Annotated in this window: 16 protein-coding genes, 1 tRNA gene and 1 pseudogene; 8 read left to right on the top strand and 10 right to left on the bottom strand. The window is 47.2% G+C overall.

From position 1 onward, the window contains the following. Window positions 1-4: 4 nt before the first annotated feature. Window positions 5-1,165 carry a sialidase family protein gene (locus Enr17x_RS13110; RefSeq protein WP_145309382.1) on the bottom strand — a complete coding sequence of 387 codons (1,161 nt, stop codon included), beginning with the start codon at window positions 1,163-1,165 and terminating at the stop codon, window positions 5-7. A gap of 295 nt (window positions 1,166-1,460) precedes the next feature. Here Enr17x_RS13110 and Enr17x_RS13105 point away from each other — a divergent pair. Continuing rightward, window positions 1,461-1,534, top strand: a tRNA-Met gene (locus Enr17x_RS13105). 236 nt (window positions 1,535-1,770) lie between these two features. On the opposite strand, the pseudogene Enr17x_RS30380 reads toward Enr17x_RS13105, so the two are convergent. The 6 genes and pseudogenes from Enr17x_RS30380 to Enr17x_RS13075 form a co-directional block, all read right to left on the bottom strand. Then, a pseudogene (locus Enr17x_RS30380) lies at window positions 1,771-2,469 on the bottom strand (tyrosine-type recombinase/integrase); the annotation flags it as partial. Between the two features lie 396 nt (window positions 2,470-2,865). Beyond that, the gene (locus tag Enr17x_RS13095) at window positions 2,866-3,075 is read right to left on the bottom strand and encodes a helix-turn-helix transcriptional regulator (protein WP_145309380.1); all 210 of its coding nucleotides are present in this window, start codon (window positions 3,073-3,075) and stop codon (window positions 2,866-2,868) included. A 25-nt stretch (window positions 3,076-3,100) separates the two neighbouring features. Beyond that, window positions 3,101-4,516 carry a replication initiation factor domain-containing protein gene (locus Enr17x_RS13090; protein WP_145309378.1) on the bottom strand — a complete coding sequence of 472 codons (1,416 nt, stop codon included), beginning with the start codon at window positions 4,514-4,516 and terminating at the stop codon, window positions 3,101-3,103. An 81-nt stretch (window positions 4,517-4,597) separates the two neighbouring features. Beyond that, a complete protein-coding gene (locus tag Enr17x_RS13085) occupies window positions 4,598-5,005 on the bottom strand; it encodes a hypothetical protein (RefSeq protein WP_145309377.1) in 408 nt (135 codons plus the stop codon). Between the two features lie 353 nt (window positions 5,006-5,358). Next, entirely contained in the window at window positions 5,359-5,937 is a 579-nt protein-coding gene (locus Enr17x_RS13080; protein WP_145309375.1) for a hypothetical protein, read from the bottom strand. Between the two features lie 97 nt (window positions 5,938-6,034). After that, window positions 6,035-6,799 carry a hypothetical protein gene (locus Enr17x_RS13075; RefSeq protein WP_145309373.1) on the bottom strand — a complete coding sequence of 255 codons (765 nt, stop codon included), beginning with the start codon at window positions 6,797-6,799 and terminating at the stop codon, window positions 6,035-6,037. A 651-nt stretch (window positions 6,800-7,450) separates the two neighbouring features. Between Enr17x_RS13075 and Enr17x_RS13070 the strand changes: the two genes are divergently transcribed. The 5 genes from Enr17x_RS13070 (at window position 7,451) to Enr17x_RS13050 (ending at window position 11,951) form a co-directional block, all read left to right on the top strand. Next, window positions 7,451-7,804 (top strand): putative signal transducing protein, encoded by a 354-nt coding sequence (locus Enr17x_RS13070; protein ID WP_145309371.1) that lies wholly within the window; start codon window positions 7,451-7,453, stop codon window positions 7,802-7,804. A gap of 54 nt (window positions 7,805-7,858) precedes the next feature. Further along, window positions 7,859-8,161: a hypothetical protein gene (locus Enr17x_RS13065; protein WP_145309369.1), complete on the top strand. Its 303-nt coding sequence runs from the start codon at window positions 7,859-7,861 to the stop codon at window positions 8,159-8,161. 112 nt (window positions 8,162-8,273) lie between these two features. Beyond that, window positions 8,274-9,605 (top strand): acetyl-CoA hydrolase/transferase family protein, encoded by a 1,332-nt coding sequence (locus Enr17x_RS13060; RefSeq protein WP_145309367.1) that lies wholly within the window; start codon window positions 8,274-8,276, stop codon window positions 9,603-9,605. A gap of 8 nt (window positions 9,606-9,613) precedes the next feature. After that, window positions 9,614-10,414 (top strand): methylmalonyl-CoA decarboxylase, encoded by an 801-nt coding sequence (gene scpB / locus Enr17x_RS13055; protein WP_145309365.1) that lies wholly within the window; start codon window positions 9,614-9,616, stop codon window positions 10,412-10,414. A 304-nt stretch (window positions 10,415-10,718) separates the two neighbouring features. Next, the gene (locus tag Enr17x_RS13050; RefSeq protein ID WP_145309363.1) at window positions 10,719-11,951 is read left to right on the top strand and encodes a hypothetical protein; all 1,233 of its coding nucleotides are present in this window, start codon (window positions 10,719-10,721) and stop codon (window positions 11,949-11,951) included. Window positions 11,952-11,988: 37 nt separating this feature from the next. On the opposite strand, the gene Enr17x_RS13045 is transcribed toward Enr17x_RS13050, so the two are convergent. Further along, window positions 11,989-12,552 carry an HdeD family acid-resistance protein gene (locus tag Enr17x_RS13045; protein ID WP_145309361.1) on the bottom strand — a complete coding sequence of 188 codons (564 nt, stop codon included), beginning with the start codon at window positions 12,550-12,552 and terminating at the stop codon, window positions 11,989-11,991. Window positions 12,553-12,963: 411 nt separating this feature from the next. On the opposite strand from Enr17x_RS13045, the gene Enr17x_RS13040 reads away from it, so the two are divergent. Together Enr17x_RS13040 and Enr17x_RS13035 are read left to right on the top strand one after the other, a co-directional pair. Next, the gene (locus Enr17x_RS13040; protein ID WP_145309359.1) at window positions 12,964-13,929 is read left to right on the top strand and encodes a DUF1559 domain-containing protein; all 966 of its coding nucleotides are present in this window, start codon (window positions 12,964-12,966) and stop codon (window positions 13,927-13,929) included. A 269-nt stretch (window positions 13,930-14,198) separates the two neighbouring features. Further along, window positions 14,199-14,669 (top strand): carboxypeptidase-like regulatory domain-containing protein, encoded by a 471-nt coding sequence (locus tag Enr17x_RS13035; protein ID WP_145309356.1) that lies wholly within the window; start codon window positions 14,199-14,201, stop codon window positions 14,667-14,669. Between the two features lie 108 nt (window positions 14,670-14,777). On the opposite strand, the gene Enr17x_RS13030 is transcribed toward Enr17x_RS13035, so the two are convergent. Both Enr17x_RS13030 and Enr17x_RS13025 read right to left on the bottom strand, forming a co-directional pair. Further along, window positions 14,778-15,221, bottom strand: a complete 444-nt coding sequence (locus tag Enr17x_RS13030) for a carboxypeptidase regulatory-like domain-containing protein (RefSeq protein WP_145309354.1) — start codon at window positions 15,219-15,221, stop codon at window positions 14,778-14,780. 2 nt (window positions 15,222-15,223) lie between these two features. Continuing rightward, complete coding sequence (locus Enr17x_RS13025) at window positions 15,224-16,183, bottom strand: DUF1559 domain-containing protein (protein WP_232101045.1); 960 nt, start codon at window positions 16,181-16,183, stop codon at window positions 15,224-15,226. Window positions 16,184-16,199: the final 16 nt, after the last annotated feature.

The following is a 16,199-nucleotide window of genomic DNA, read 5'->3' as shown; positions in this document are numbered from 1 at the left end:
ACGCCTACGGGCGATCTGTTAAAAACTGATCTAAATCAAAGGTAACAAATTCGATGGTCTGATAACCGTCCCGCTCATAGAGCAAACCGATTGTACCGTCCGAGAGTGCCGCCAGACAGGAATAGGCGGCCTTCCCGGGCGATACCAGCCTTGAAGCCGACCATGTTTTGCCGTCATCTTCACTCAACCGCACGGTCATCTTCTCTCGTTTTTTGCTGGCCGGGTTACTGAAGAGAATCTGCCCCGGCTTGCCTGACTCCGGAAAACGCACTCGAATCAGGCTCGCCTGGCAAACCGGCTCAATCAGCGCCGCATCCAGTGATTCTGTAGACCAGGTTGCACCCCCATCATCAGAGTAGGCAATCGCCCGCCGGTTCTGGCCGTGATAGCTTCGCATATTCATCAACAACCGACCGTCGGCCAGTTCCACGACTGCACATTCATTTGTTTTCACACCAATCGGCTGACTGAGCTGCCACGTCTTGCCGTGATCGTCCGAGTAAATTGCATGCGCCCGCCGGACCACTTTACCGTCCAGAGTCACATTATGATCGCAGGGAATCACCAGCCGTCCTTTGTGAGAGCCGCGCGTCAGCTGAATCCCATTGCCGGGCCCGGTGGCGTACCAGGTCCACTCCGGCTTTTTCGTGGTCTCCGTGATTTCATAAGGCGCCTTCCAAGTCACGCCGTCATCATCGGAATAACTCATATAAACTCGCCGCGTATCCCGAGCCGTTTTATCTTTGATCTGCTTCTCATGATCCTTGCCATGATTCCAGGTCAAAGGGAGCCAGATCCGTCCCGTCGATTGGTCCACGACCGGGCAGGGATTGCCGCAGGTGTTTTCGCAGTCATTCCACAGCACCAACAAATCAGACCAGGTTTTCCCATTATCCGTGCTTCTTTTGAGAACCAGATCGATGTCACCACTGTCTCCTAAGTTGTTCTTGCGTCCTTCCGCAAATGCCAGCAGCGTTCCTTTTTGAGAAACAATCAGCGCGGGAATACGGAACGAGTGATAACCACCGTCGCCGCGCTGAAAGACCACCGTTTTCGTGTCGGTTTTCAGAGCAGGGGACTCTGCTTCTTGCGCGAGGACACTCGTCGAGCCACCAGTCAGAAACAGCAGACAGGGAACTAATAGAAAAGGAAAACAGTTTGTCATGCATTTTTTCATCGTCGAAGCGCTCCGCAGGAGAGACAATTTGTGTGAAACCTCGAAAAACGAGTATACCGCCGTAAGAATGGCGTCACAATCAATGAAATTCGGCCGCATTTCGTGTTGAAAGCGGCGGTTGACTTGCGATCAAGCAGGAATTTGTTAAGCTTTCGACTTCTCAGCGGCTTTTTTGCCGATAAAGTGAGATATCGAAGGAAGTTAGCATCGGAAAACGACTTTTTTCCCGACTTAACTTTCGGTAGCACGGGGCATATTATATAGTGTGTCCCAACCCAAATTTGGCGGTGTAGCTCAGTCGGTTAGAGCAGCGGAATCATAATCCGCGTGTCGGGGGTTCGAATCCCTCCACCGCTACTCGTGTCATACGAAGACACATCGAGACAAACGACGCCTAAATCCTCTGCATTGATGGGTTTAGGCGTTTCTTCGTTTACCAGTTCCGGTCCCAGCTCTGAGACAGGTAAAGACGTCTCAGGACAGCAAAAGCCAATTTCTTGTGTAAACGGGAGTGTAAACTTTTCAGCTTCATCAAGGCCAGAAGATACAGAGGGCATCTGATCAAGAGCATCTAAAATCTTCTGATCCTGGGAATGCGTGTAGCGATCCATCGTCAGGGTAATTGTGGAATGCCTGGCGAGTTGCTGAGCGATCTTAGGATGGACGTCTGATTCTGCCAGATTCGAAATGAACTGATGACGCAAAGCGTGAAAATCAAACACGTCGCCTGCTTCATCTTCATAGGGAATCTCAGCCGCCTTGAGGTCATTCTTAAGCATCTTAGCTGCTCTTAAATGCCATGTTCCTGGCCAGAGATGTGATTCCCTGGAAAGTGGCTTATCTTTGAACTGGAGCCAGTCCTTGATGATCTTAGCCAGATCCTGCCTGATGGGTTGAACATCTTCTCGCCTGCGTTTGGAATAGGCAGCATCAACTTTGATTGAAGGGCGTTTAGTATCCAGATTCAGATTCTGATATTTGAGGCTTGCCAGCTCACTGGCCCGAAAGCCTGTGTTGACCGCCACCAGGTAGAGAACAGCTCGATCTTCACCAGAAAGCCCGCGAAAGGCTTTCTCTTTCGCTACCACTTTAAGCAGGTTCTGAAACTCAGGTTGTGTCAGGGTTCGTCTCTCTCGCTTGCTATCAACTTCAGAATTCAACAGTTTCAAATACTGAAATGGATTCTCTGGCAAACGCTTCAGATGAACTAACCAATTCCCGAACTGACGAATTACGGACAGATAGTAATTGCTAGTTTTGATTCCAAATGTGCCAGCCTGTCGTTTTTCCATCAACCAGCGTGAAACTTCTTCACCAGACATATCAACCAGAGTTTTAAAACCACACTCTTTAACCAGCAATGAGAGACGATTACAGGTCTGTTTGACATGCTTAGGACTGTTATTCTTTTCCAATAAGCTTTGCTTGAAGTCCTCAACATGAGAAGTGATTTCATTTTTCAAATGTTCATCATACTGATCTATCAAACCCGCCTGTCTTCGCTCAACAGACCGAACCAGATCATTCAACATAGACTGAGCGGCTGATTTATCGCGGCAAAGAGGAACGCGTTTAATGCGTCCCTTTTCGTCACGATACTGGCCATACCATTTCTTAGATTTGACTTTGACCTTTTCACCAGTCTGTTTATCAATCTTAGTCGTACTCTGTTTGAAAAGACTCGCCACCTACTTACCTCCCTGGTGCACATAATTCTTAGGACATCCCGCCAGTATCCATTCCTCAACCAAGGAACGAACCCATCTTAGACTTGCCCCAATTTTCACAGGCTCTGGAACTTCGCCTTTATTGATTTTTCTCTGCAAAGAACGAATAGAAATATTCAGTACAGAAGCCAATTCCGTTTTTGTTAACATTTTCAAATCATCAATAGTCATTTTAGAATCCTTTCTAAGTGAATGTTCAATTACTGGATGTCAAATCAGTCACTAGATAAGGATGATTTGCTTCTAATATTTTTCGTTTCTTTCTGATGTCATCAATCATCAGCGGATAGTGTGGTGTTAATAGATCCATAATACTTTTTTCTAATTCGAAATAGGTTATTGGAATCTTTCCGGTCGTGGCTATCGCTGACGTAACACAACCTTTTATCTGATATATCAAACGTGTTATATCTGCACCTGAGACAATCCGTTTTGATCGTTCCTCAACACCTTTTCCAGTCCAGGAATCAAAGGCATCAATCACTTTCTGCCATAGAACAGAGGGACCGACTCGATCAGAATGTCCCGGCTGTGGTTCTTTATCAGTGAACCTTAACCAGTCATGAGTCAACCATCTAGCAAGTGATTTGCGTTTCGTTATCAAATCATCATAGGTGATGATACTGTGTTGATCCCTCAAATGATCTCGCATCACTTGGAATTCGACTCGTATTGCTCCCAACTCATGATCGGGTTTCTTTCCCCACCGGAAATCTTTCAGAAGCTGGCTTTTGACAATGTCGTTTCTACACTCAATAAACTTATTGTAGATTCTGACACTGGTCTTTGATCCTGGACAACCAAATCGGATCGTCTCGACAACATGATTGTTGAGATACTTATTGAATTTCCTTGACCGAGAAACATAGCACCGTTTTTCTACAGCCTCATCAATGACACTCATCGAAGTATCTACCAGATCGACACAGAGATCAGCCCGAGAAGGGGTAACTCTCTCAATTGAGTATCCCAAGAAATCAAGCACCAAGTAAATTAGTTTAAGAATTTCAGATTCGCCATAAGTCAATAATGGTAGTGAAGGGATATCAATAAAAATATTAGGAGGCTGACCATCCTTAACCAATGAACTCTGACAATCACGAATACCAAAAGTGATTCCCTGATACTTGAATTTCCACTTACAATACGATTGACCTCTTCCTTTACCTGAAGCCTCAACTTTAAGCATGATCTCTGAAGGAAGCTTCACAAAGCAATTCATATGATCATTTTCTATCGCATGTTGTTGAGCGAAAGAAAAATGATATCGAATCTGCTCCCAATATGAGTCATCAAATGATCCATAGAAACTCAGAGAGAGCCAGTCCAGACCACCAGCAGAGAGAGTGTCAACAGGAGACAAAGAGGGACAATGGTGATTTGAAGGGGTCGTGTTACTGGATTCGACCCCTTGATTTTCTGGCAGAGCAGGGTGTCTATTCATTCCCGGTCTCACTTTGGAGTCGCTCGCCTCGTCGCTTCCGCCAGCTCCTCGCTCGCTTTCCAAAGTGTTTTCCGGGAATTGATCCGTCTTCCCGATCTCCTCAGGAGAATCAGTGTGATTGTTTCCAGACGGATCTTTTCCAAACGCGCATGATTGACTATCATCCATGACAGAATCCTTTTCTAAAGGGTTGAGGCCTTGGCTATCGTCGAGCTACCAACTATTCGATAGCCAGGGCTGTTTTTGTTACTACTCTTTGTTTGATTGATCTTCTCTCTCACATAAGTCGGAATACCAACCATCACACTCAGTTTTGGGAACAAATTTGTATTCCCGTCTCATTCGTTCTCTGCTGCCTCCTAAAACACCTTTGACCCGTTCTCTCATTTCATAGACAAGTACAGTCAGGTTCCCTTTCTTTACCCGTTTATGAAGTGCAGCTCTTGTCACGCCAACGTACTCAGCCACCCATTCAAATGGGATCAATTCTCCATCAAAATCTTCCTGAACGTCACTTAACCAATGCTGGAAGAATTGACCTCTACCAGGTTCCCTGTAAATTCGTGTTCCAGGATCGATAGAAACCACACCGCCTTTGCCATCGACAATTTTGCACCTGGCTTCATACTTCTTAATACGCTCATCAAATTTAAACATGGTATCGATTCCGTATACTGAGGGGCTATCAGAATAAGGTATCGTTTTTGTATACCGTAGTCAATGAGTCTTTTTGGTGAGATTTTGACAGAATTTGTCTTTTGATGGCGTTCGATGCCTAAAAGCTTCGGCTCGGGACAAAACAAAGGGGCCGTTCCCCTCCATCCCGCCGTCGCATCAACCTGGCAAGTGTGAAGGCTGACGCGACGGCGGGACGAAGGGGAACTCGATTGATACACTAATATCTTGTAGACTAGAAAAAGAATAAAGCTCTTGTTTAGGTGCATATATAGAGCAGCGAAATGGACCTCCAGTGGAGAGCCACTAGGCCCGAAACGTACTACAGCAATTTGTTAATCATCTTTCTCGGCTTTGCCTGCTTCGTCGAACTCGCTAGGGTCTTTTAAAAAGATTTTCACTGAGTCCCCCTCCTGAAGGCTGAAATTGCTATTGCCGAGATCTTTTCTGATGGACATCAATACTTTATCCATGGCTAGTAGCGTGTTCCCACCAGAGGTTGATTCCTCTCTGAAATGCAGCCAAGATCTGATGACTGCGGGTGAAGCCCAAACGATTAGACCTTTATTCAACTGCCAAAACTGATCACGCAGGTCTTCTGGCAAGCTTTCCTCGCCTCCTTCATCTAGTGTTTTCTGCTCACCTGGGTTGTTTAGAAACCTCTCAAGAAGTTCGAAGAAACAATTGTAAACCTCGATTTTCTGTGGGCGGTGGCTCTGCTGAATTTCTCGCGACTTCGAATGCCACTGGGTATAGATAATACCGATAAAGCCTAATATCGCCGTGACAGTAGGACCTAAATATGACGGCCCAAGTGATGTTACCCACCTGACAACATTCCAGATCAACCACGCCAACCCAGCCAGAACAGCAATTCCGAATAGGAAGAATAAAATATTTCTTAGATTCTTCATCCTTCTCCCTGTTTAACGAATCCGATCAGAGGGCCACAAAGAATGACTTTGCTCTCAACAAACGGCGCGGCCTTCGGATCTTTTGTGCAACGGATTGTTAAGAGATCGTTGGCAGCTCTGCCGCCATCCTATTGATCAAGTCGATGCAGACGCCCATCAAATCCTGCGCACTCTCTATATCGTATATGGCCTCTGGATGTTGTGTGGGATTCCGGTAAGAAGTGCGAACCAAATCAAGAGAGTTAAGGACTAGGCTCGACGGCTTATTCGTCTTCTTGGCACGCAGCTCAATCGTCATTGGTCCCCACATTGGCTTCTTCAGGCGTTTCCGCTTCTTGTGCTTAAAGTAATAGAGCTTCAGGACCTCTTCAGTTGCACGCAAAATGTGAAATGCAGACGCCGTCGCTTCGCCGAACAGGATACATCGGCACGCACCGGCTATATCCGACTTAGAAATATCAGAGAGACGAGCGTACCTTCCTGATTTAAAGAGATTTTCTGGATAATTCAATAAATACTCCTCATTGAATCGTCGCTTGGGAAACGTGTAGACACGTTTGGTATTTGCCTCTGCAAATACTATTTTCTCAACATATCCTATTTCTTGATGAATCTTGTCGACAATTGAAGAATGCAGTTTGTCTTGCATGTCTTCTTCTTCTTCTTCTTCCCAAGAACTCTTCAGATCCAACAACTTGTGCATTCCGGTGAGTGACACAGTGAATGACGTAGCCGTTAACCCTTTTTCCAACATCTCGATGTGAATATAGGCAAAATACAAACTCGTATTGGCATCTAGATTCCGTAGCAGTCTAATCGCTAGGCCAATCTGAATAAGCTGGAAACTTGATTGACTATCCACTGTGTGAGGCCCTTGAAAAAAACTATTGATAGACAGAAGTTTATTTTATTTCAAACTATCAAAATTTCATCCTATTATCAATTTACACCAAATAAACTAGCGTCCAAAGCTAAATTTATCCATGCAGACATGACAATGGATATTGATCATCCTGGCTCATTTGGTCTTACAACTTTGCGAGTATCTAACTAAATATAAAATAATTCGCCGCACTTTTGCGGGTAATTTTATCCATGAATCTACAACAAATCTTAGTTCCGAATTACTCGTGTAAACTGGAGTGTAAACGCCATTTTCTTCTTGCTGCTTCCCATTGTCTGATAACGGGTTAGAGAAATCAGAATTCGGAATCATAATCCGCGTGTCGGGGGTTCGAATCCCTCCACCGCTACTCGTGTCTTTTGATGACACACCCAGACAAACGAAAAACGCCTGAATCCCAGATTTGAGGATTCAGGCGTTTATTTTTGGGACGATCGCTCATCTTTCATATCCCCAGTAAACGAACTACATACAAGAGGCATCTCCCATCCCCACTGAAATATCCGCTTTGACTATGGTATGCAAGCTGATACAATATAGGGTACCTTTGTAGCAAGACGCTTTCTGATTTGTCCTTCAATACAAACACAAGGGGGGAGTAGAGTCATCATGACGACCAAAAACGATTCCCTCATGACGCTGACGACCGTTTCCACGGAAATGGAAGGTCAGTTGCTCGTCAATCTCTTGGAAGAACATGGGATTCCTGCGACCGCAGCGGGGGGTATGACTTCCGGATTCCGTGCAGAAGCTCCCGGAACCGTACAAGTCATGGTGATGCAGGATCGACTGTCCGTTGCCAGAGTAATCGTTGATGAGTTTCAGGCAGCGCGCACTCAGCCCGGTTTCGTTGGTCAGGATCCAGAATCAACAGACTATGTGCTCGGCTTGACGCAGTTTGGCTTCTGGACATTGATTATTGGAAATGGGTTAGCCCTCATTGCATTACTGGCATGGCTGTGAAATCAAAATTCGCCGCGTGCCTGCTATTGCTTCTTTTCAGGAGTTCTTCGTTGGATGCAATTTTCGATTGATATTGGTTGCGAGCCAAAAACTGCCGTTGAATTTAAACGAAACTGGTTTACCGGCAGGACCACAATTACCATCGATGGTAATGAAAAGACCCTGAAAGATCCTTATTCACTCTCCACGCACATCGATCTTGAATTTACAAAACGCTGGGAGTTTTCTCTTGAAAATCCCGAAGCTTTCAAACTGGTTGTCGAACAGATTCGTCCTGTCTTATTTGGAGGGTTCCAGCCGCATCAATACAATGTCTACGTAGATGATTCGCTTGTCCTGGAGAAATGTGGTTATTAATTTCTATTTGACCTGCCACTCGCTTCTGTTTCATCCCCAAACGCGTCTTGACACTTCGGCTCAGAATCGCCAAAGTCCTTGCATATTCAACAGGTTCTGAATATGGATACTCATGAAAGGGCAGAGTGGAATGGATGCTACTGAGCTTTATGCGGCGAAATTGACTAGTGCGGCCGAGGCGGTCGCGCCGATTTCAACGGGGGAAACGGTCTCTGCCGGGATGGCGATCGGGCAGCCGCCAGCATTGCTCGCGGCGCTGGGAGAACGACTTCGTTCTGATGACCTGAAATCCATTCGCTTTTACTATAAGATAGGAATGCAGCCGATCAGTGAGTCGCTGCTTGTCGAAGGGGTTCGGGAAAAGATTGATCCGCACTGTTTCTTCCTGAGCGGCACCGAACACCAGATTATTAAAGACCAACAACAAACGGGTCGCAAAGTCATGAGCTTTGTCCCCGTGCATTTCAGCGATCTGCCGCGGCTGTTTAAGGAAATCATCGACCTCGATACGTTTCTGGTCACCGTCAGTCCCATGGACGGGGGCGGTTATTTCTCCCTGGGTACAAACAACGACTTTGCTTCCACCGCCGCGCGACACTGTAAGCGGCTGATCGTGGAAGTCAACGAAAACATGCCGCGTGTGTTTGGGCAGTCACAGATCCATGTCAGTGAAGTCGCATCGATTGTGGAAAACAATGTCCCGCTGATTGAGGCCGGGGTCGCCGAAACTTCAGAAGCAGGCCGCGCGATTGGTACTCTGATTGCGCCTTTGGTTCCCAATGGTGCCACCATCCAATTGGGCATCGGCCGCGTCCCCTCTGGGGTCGCTGAAGCGTTGAGCAATCATCAGGACCTGGGCATTCACACCGAACTTTTTTCTCCCAGCATGTCAGATCTGATTCAAAAAGGGGTTGTCACCGGACGAAAGAAAACACTGCATCCGTTTAAACATGTTTTCACGGTTGCGTTCGGAACCAAAGAATCTTACGCCTTCATGAACGATAATGCGGCCTTCGAAAGTTATCCCTCGTCGTATGTAAATGATATTCGCGTCATCTCGCAACACGATCACTTTACCTCGATTAATACTGCGATCGAGATTGATCTCTACGGCCAGGTGAATGCGGAGTTCATCGGTGAGCACGAATACAGCGGCTCCGGCGGCCAGTATGATTTCGTCAAAGGAGCCTCGTTGTCGAAAGGGGGGAAGTCGATTATCGCCCTGCAATCCACAGCGCGTAAAGGAACGCTTTCCACAATCGTACCGAAAGTCGCCATGGTAACGGACCCGCGAATGGATGTGGAATATGTCTGCACCGAACACGGCATTGTCAATCTGCGAGGCAAATCAACCAAAGAACGGGCCGAGGCGCTGATCAGCATTGCTCATCCCGATTTTCGCGACGAACTGACCGCAGCCGCACAACGCGTGACTCTCATTTGAGGTACACCATGTCATTGATCATAGTCAGCAATACAGATCGAATAGGAACGATCGCATTCAACAACTATCAGAAGCGGAATGCCTTGAGCGGCGATCTGATCGACGAAGTTCTTTCAGCATTCAAGACGATGCAACAGAATGGCACGCGCGCCGTGATCCTGCGGGCTGCGTCGTTTGAAAAAGTCTGGTCGGCCGGGCATGACGTGGATGAACTACCGCAGGCGGATACCGATCCGCTCCCTTATGATGATCCGCTCGAAAAGCTATTGCGTGCTGTCCGCAGTTTTCCCGCGCCCGTGATCGCGATGGTTCACGGCTCCGTCTGGGGAGGGGCCTGTGACCTGGTGGTGAACTGTGACCTGGTTCTCGGCGATGAAACCTGCGCGTTTGCCATCACGCCCGCCAAGCTCGGTTTGCCTTACAATGCTTCGGGCTTTCAAAGCTTTCTTTCCCGGCTGCCTCTCAACATTGTCAAAGAGTTGTTCTTCACTGCCAACCTGCTCACCGCGCAACGGGCAGAGCAGGCCGGTCTGATCAACGAAATCGTGCCTGAGGCAGAACTCGAAAGTCGCGTTTATGAGATGGCGCGGACCATCGCGTCCCGTTCGGCAGCGTCGATCTCGGTTGCCAAGACAACGCTCAACACACTCAGCCAGGCCACGCCGCTCAACGCATCGCAGTTCGAATACATTCACGGCCTGAGAAGAAAAGTTTATTACGGCCCCGATTACCATGAAGGTATCCAGGCCTTCCTCGAAAAACGCGCCCCTGAATTCCGAGTGGATCCGAACTTGGACGACATTCCCTGACTGCATATGCAAAGACTCTGATCTGAAAACCATCACTCTTCTCAAGTGCCCCGAAGTATATTTGGGGAAGCGATGCGCTGTTCCTGCTCTTCTCAGAGAAATCTGAAATCATCGACGACAAGATCCGCTTAAACGAACAGCAAACTAGGCAATTTATAGCAATTACACGATTTACTTCACTCCGCATCCTTGGTACATTGATTTCAGTTCACTGATTCCTGCAATCAGCTTGAATCCGGCTCCTGCCAAGAAATAATCCCATAATCATCATTATCAACCCGGAGTGCATCACACCATGGGCTTCATGTGTCGTCTATCTTTACTGATTGTTGTTGTGTCTTTTATTGGTATCCTCACTGGTTGCGAAAATGCGCCAGAGTCAGAATCAAAAGATGAAACCGCAACAACCTCAACCGGCCCGCGTGAGCTGGAATCTCCCGTGGAACTGCTCAAAAAAGTCGAACAGGCCATCGAAATTGCCCGTAAGCAGTATCACCTGGAGTCAGACAAGCACTCACCTTGGGAAATTTATCACGGCATGCTGGCATTCCGTAAAGATTACGAAATCAGAAAAGAGGGTAAAGACGTCAACGCGCTTGAATGGATTTCCTCTGGCGTTTACTACGACAAAGAGCCCTGGTTTCAGAAAACTGAGTTTGGCGGCCGCGCGCATCCTTATACGAAATCAAACGCCTTTGAAGGACATAAAAATCAGTCACTGGCAATTTTAGCAATGGCCGATGTCCCGCTGGATCATAAGTTCCAGACCCCCGATGGTCCGATTACCGTCGCTGACATCGTCGACAATGCCAAAAAAGAAATGCAGGAGAATGAAGAAGTCACCTGGTCCCTCTGGGCTCTCGTGCATTACCTCGGTCCCGATGCCACCTGGCTGGATAAGACAGGAGAAGAGTGGCGGATAGACGATCTGGTTTATATGCAAAACGCGACGATCTCTAATGACTCTGCCTGCGGCGGAACCCACGCTTTATTTGCACTCGCCTATGCTAGAAATACGTATCAGAATTCGGGACAGCGTCTGCGTGGTTTCTGGCTGGAAGCCGATCAGAAAATCCAGCGTTACATTGAAGAAGCCCGGGCGATGCAGAACTTCGACGGCTCGTTCTCTTATGATTACTTTTTCCAGAAAAGTGCCAGCAATAATTTCCAGGAACGTCTGGAAACAACAGGGCATACGCTGGAATTCCTGATGATGGCGTTGCCCGATGATCGCCTCAATGAGGAATGGGTTCGAAAAGCAGTCTCTTTGCTGGCAAATGATATCATTGATAACAAAGATGAAACCGTTGATTACTCGGCACTCTACCACGCCATTGATGGTCTGGTGATATATCGCAACCGTATGTCACCCGATCACACCGCTCAACTGGGAAGTAATAGCTATCCCAAAACGCCTGTTGAGTCGAGGACCGACGTCAAAGTGTTAAAGCCCGTTCAGCCTCCCGCCATCAAGGCCCCGGCTCCACTACCGGCTCCACTACCGGCTCCACTACCGGCTCCACTACCGGCACCCTAATTCGAACGTGTTGATTTGGCTTTGGTCTGACGCTCGATTAGACACTTTGATCAACGTGCTCTTTGTCAGTGTTGCCACTAGAAGAGACTGCGCTGCTCATATTCAGCAGAAAGAATCCGGTCAACAAAAAGTCAACACCAACTAGAGTTCCGACAGCCCAGATTCCAGATAGCGGCCACTGGCTCCAGATCAGTCCCCCCAGCAGCAGGGAAATCACACCACTAAAGAGAACGCTCATCCGCCCCTGGCTTGCAGGAATGTTGAACGCCATCATGATCTTCCAGCCCCCTTCGAAGAGAAAAAAGACCGCCATCAACATCGCCAGAAAGGTCAGGCCAAAAATCGGGTGACTGATCACGCCAATTCCGCCGAGAAACATCAACGCTCCCAACAATAAGTGTTGAGTCTTACCAGGAACTCCGGATACCTGCGCGCCCTGAAGCACATACAGGAACCCACCCAGTAACAGGAAAAAACCAATCACAAAAACGACTGCCGTTCCAGCAATAAATGGAGCAATCAGAGAAATAACTCCGATCACACAAAGAATGATGCCTGTCATTTTAAAGTCTTTTACAACAGGTGGAGTTGAGTCGTTCATGGGGCTCTCATTTTGAAACTAGAAGAAACTTTAGTATACAAAAGCAAAGATTGGTACAGGCGTAAAACAACACGTGGGAACACTTTAAGCTCGTCCACCCTGCATAAAAACAAAGCAGGATTGATTGATTTGATATCAACACCGGCTTCTCTCTTCTTTCTCGGTAGCCGAGACTCCACACCTGCAGAAAAAACAAAAAGTTGTTTTTAGACTGATAATATGCAAAACGCGGACTTACAGGACTGATCCTCTTACACAATTGGCACACTGCTTGCTTATTAAGGCTTATTATTAAATTTTGCTTTCTCTGCGGGCAAATGTCTGGACTACGTTACCACATCATAGTCTGTACAAAGCGCGCTTCATTGAGGCAATTTCGTGTGTCATCATATTTTATTAAGGAGAGTTTCCGTGTCCTCACTTCAACATCCCCGCAAGGGATTCACTCTCATTGAACTGTTAGTGGTTATTGCCATCATTGCGATTCTAATTGCTTTGTTACTCCCAGCCGTACAACAGGCACGTGAAGCTGCACGACGTAGCACTTGCAAAAATCAGCTGAAACAACTTGGATTAGCACTCCATAATTACCTCGACACGCACGGCGTATTTCCTCCCGGACAGGTTGCCAGCGGTGATTGCGCTGCAACTCCCGCCCCCGCTAATTTGCCATCAACAGCCATGAACTTAAATGGTTTAGTATTACTGCTTCCTTTTCTGGATCAGGCACCTTTGTACTCCAGCTTGAACTTTGACCTCGCCTTTGATGATTACACATCAAGCAGTATTCCACTTTCTGGTGGAGATGCCACGGCAAACGCAGACAAAGTAAATCGTGTGATGACCATTTTCTCTTGTCCCACAGATCCTGGTCCTTCAGGTGCGTCAACAAGTACAACCTATAATTTGCCTGGAGGAACTTTTGAACATAGAACTAATTATGATTTCATCGCCAATCAGGACTACAATCACTGTAATTACTGGACCCGACGGAACCACAACACAAGATGCATGTTTGAGGATGGCAGTAAGTGTCGCCCGCGAGACATTACTGATGGAACCAGTAATACAGCAATGATGACTGAAACCAGAAAATCGTGTTGCCGCAATGGAAATAACGCCAGTTGGGGCGGACGTGGTTGGGTCCAAATCGGACTTTCACTCGGGAAAACACCACCGAATAACACTCTGTACGGTGGAGTCGACTACAAACCACTTCTGGGAAGTTGGGGTTATACAGGCAGCTGGCATGTAGGCGGGCTGCATGTGCTGATGGCTGATGGCGCAGTCATTTTCCTCAGCGAAAATACGGATGCTTCCATTCGCAGAAACCTGGATTATATTTCAGACGGTAATGTAATTGGAGAGTTTCGCTAAATCAGGCCAACAACAGCAACGTGCTGATTGCCCCAGTGCCTGGTGTATGCGGTGCATCGGCACTCCAATCCGAAAAACCTCACTTTGCTGGCAATCACGTGATTGCCAGCAAAGTTGTATGGTCTTCGATTCGGAAATGCTTAAGTCAAAATTAGTTTGATCACTATCTGAGAAATCAATTCTTGGATCGTTTTTAAATACTTTACAGGAAAATTCCCATGAACCTCTGCAGACCGCGATTTATCATTCACATTGGAAGAAATTCAAGAATGTGTTTGACTTTGTTGTCCATCTGTTTTCTTTCTGCATGTGGCGCAAACTCGGAAAATTCAAAAATCACTGCCGATCTAGTCCCGGTAACCGGAACGGCTACCTTCAAGGGAAAGCCGTTGGCAGGAGCCAGCATTACTCTAATCCCACAGCAGGGAGAGTCTGGCACTCAGATGGCTTCTGCAGTCACGAATGATTCCGGCACCTTTGAGTTGATCACTCCCATGCCCAATGTGAAACTTGAAGACCTGAAAGGCGCTATCCCTGGTAGATACAAAGTAGTCATCAGCAAATTCCTTATGCCTGACGGATCGGCACTTCCCCCGGGAACGACAGAAGCAGATGCGATGACAGAAGGGGCGAAAGAATCATTACCTCCGGTATATAGCAACTTCGAAAAGACAAAATTGGCGGCAGATATTAAAAAAGAAACAGGAGAGGGTACAAAACTTGATTTTGTATTGAACTAAAAAGAAAACTCATTGAGAAAGAGATATAGATCTTCTATCACGAAAACCAGCACCGTTATCTCAATAAGATAACGGTGTTCTATTTGCTCCTCAATTTCACAAATGAAGCTACGGCTTTGATTTCAAATCGAACGTGAAAAAATTATCTTCCCCCGACTTCACTTCGGCTGTCAGTTCGCTTGTCTTTGGATCGGTATAGCGTTTGGGAATCAGTGATTTCGGTGCCTGATTTACCGGTTGATTGGGATCAAACGCTGTGGACTCATAGCTCTCAATCGCCACCAGATGATAGCCCACTTGAGCGCCATCTCCCGCTCTGATTGTCATGAGCTCAAATGTCCCATCTTCGTTGATATTTCCCAGAGCCATTCGCCCCGTTGTCCCCCGATTTTTATCCGGAGTAAACTGAACGCTTCCACTTGTCAGAGGCTGACCGTCCAGAGTCACTTTTCCTTTCACACGCGCTAATGGAGGAGTATCAGTGGGACCTTGCGCACAAGCTGTGATCAGCAGACAGAACAACAGTGAGAATCGTTTTGATTTTTTTTGCATGATCAGTCTCCAATTACCTGACCATCGGAGGCGCTGCCACGATACCGCCAGACATTGATATCGATATTCTCACTCACAAACACCACACTTCCATCAGTATTCAACATATGCACGCCCCCCACGTGCTGAGAACTGAAGGGAACCACGGTCCAGTCGTTGGTATAGGCAGTCTTCGGAAAGACCTGATTCGGCCCATAACGCATTCCTTTCACTGCACCACTTCCTTCGAGTGTAATTCCACGCACCCACGGACTGCAGCGATTATCGTAACAGGAACCACCCGACCCCCAACCTACATCTGACATAATCGAGGGACGATATTCACCATAGATAAATGTGTTCGTGGTCCCATCGGTAATATCACGCATCCGAGTATTACTGTTCGGCCAGAATATTCCCCGTTGTATCGCCGGCAGGCTGGCACTGGTCCTGATACCAACCTGGGCTCCCGTTGTTGCGTAACCGGCGACTCCCAGGTAATTGGTAATCGCTTTCCTGGTGCTGGTATTCCAGCCTCGGTAACCATGTTCATTATGAACCGTTTCCCCTGCGTAGGACGGGCAAAGGTAAGTCGGAACAAGATTGGCTGCTAACCCCACATTCGCCGGATTTGCATAACTGAGACTGAAATCAAATTTGTTATAGAGTGGTGCCATATCCATATACGGCAGGATCATCACCAACGGTCCCATGCTGTTTAACTGGGGGTTATCAGAAGAACTCGCTGTAAATGACCAGCCAATACTTCCGGGGGGAAAGCTGGAATGCGTATCGTGATAGTTATGTAAAGCGATCCCGATCTGCTTCAAATTATTTTTACAGGTCGACCGTCGTGCTGCTTCACGAGCCTGTTGCACTGCCGGTAATAATAGCGCAATTAGAATCGCAATGATCGCAATCACAACGAGCAGTTCAATGAGCGTAAAACCACGCCGACCTCTGGAACGAGGTTGCATCAACATTTAATTATTCTCCGGT

The sequence above is a fragment of the Gimesia fumaroli genome, assembly GCF_007754425.1.
GTDB classification, from domain to species: domain Bacteria; phylum Planctomycetota; class Planctomycetia; order Planctomycetales; family Planctomycetaceae; genus Gimesia; species Gimesia fumaroli.
This window is presented reverse-complemented; position numbering and strand designations above follow the sequence as displayed.

What these genes read in the sequence shown, in the direction of transcription:
- scpB (WP_145309365.1), top strand. Translation starts at nt 9,614, where the DNA reads ATGTCATTGATCATAGTCAGCAATACAGATCGAATAGGAACGATCGCA.
- Enr17x_RS13030 (WP_145309354.1), bottom strand. Translation starts at nt 15,221, where the DNA reads ATGCAAAAAAAATCAAAACGATTCTCACTGTTGTTCTGTCTGCTGATC.
- Enr17x_RS13045 (WP_145309361.1), bottom strand. Translation starts at nt 12,552, where the DNA reads ATGAACGACTCAACTCCACCTGTTGTAAAAGACTTTAAAATGACAGGC.
- Enr17x_RS13090 (WP_145309378.1), bottom strand. Translation starts at nt 4,516, where the DNA reads ATGGATGATAGTCAATCATGCGCGTTTGGAAAAGATCCGTCTGGAAAC.
- Enr17x_RS13035 (WP_145309356.1), top strand. Translation starts at nt 14,199, where the DNA reads ATGTGTTTGACTTTGTTGTCCATCTGTTTTCTTTCTGCATGTGGCGCA.
- Enr17x_RS13050 (WP_145309363.1), top strand. Translation starts at nt 10,719, where the DNA reads ATGTGTCGTCTATCTTTACTGATTGTTGTTGTGTCTTTTATTGGTATC.
- Enr17x_RS13070 (WP_145309371.1), top strand. Translation starts at nt 7,451, where the DNA reads ATGACGACCAAAAACGATTCCCTCATGACGCTGACGACCGTTTCCACG.
- Enr17x_RS13080 (WP_145309375.1), bottom strand. Translation starts at nt 5,937, where the DNA reads ATGAAGAATCTAAGAAATATTTTATTCTTCCTATTCGGAATTGCTGTT.
- Enr17x_RS13110 (WP_145309382.1), bottom strand. Translation starts at nt 1,165, where the DNA reads ATGACAAACTGTTTTCCTTTTCTATTAGTTCCCTGTCTGCTGTTTCTG.
- Enr17x_RS13060 (WP_145309367.1), top strand. Translation starts at nt 8,274, where the DNA reads ATGAAAGGGCAGAGTGGAATGGATGCTACTGAGCTTTATGCGGCGAAA.
- Enr17x_RS13095 (WP_145309380.1), bottom strand. Translation starts at nt 3,075, where the DNA reads ATGACTATTGATGATTTGAAAATGTTAACAAAAACGGAATTGGCTTCT.
- Enr17x_RS13085 (WP_145309377.1), bottom strand. Translation starts at nt 5,005, where the DNA reads ATGTTTAAATTTGATGAGCGTATTAAGAAGTATGAAGCCAGGTGCAAA.
- Enr17x_RS13065 (WP_145309369.1), top strand. Translation starts at nt 7,859, where the DNA reads ATGCAATTTTCGATTGATATTGGTTGCGAGCCAAAAACTGCCGTTGAA.
- Enr17x_RS13025 (WP_232101045.1), bottom strand. Translation starts at nt 16,183, where the DNA reads ATGTTGATGCAACCTCGTTCCAGAGGTCGGCGTGGTTTTACGCTCATT.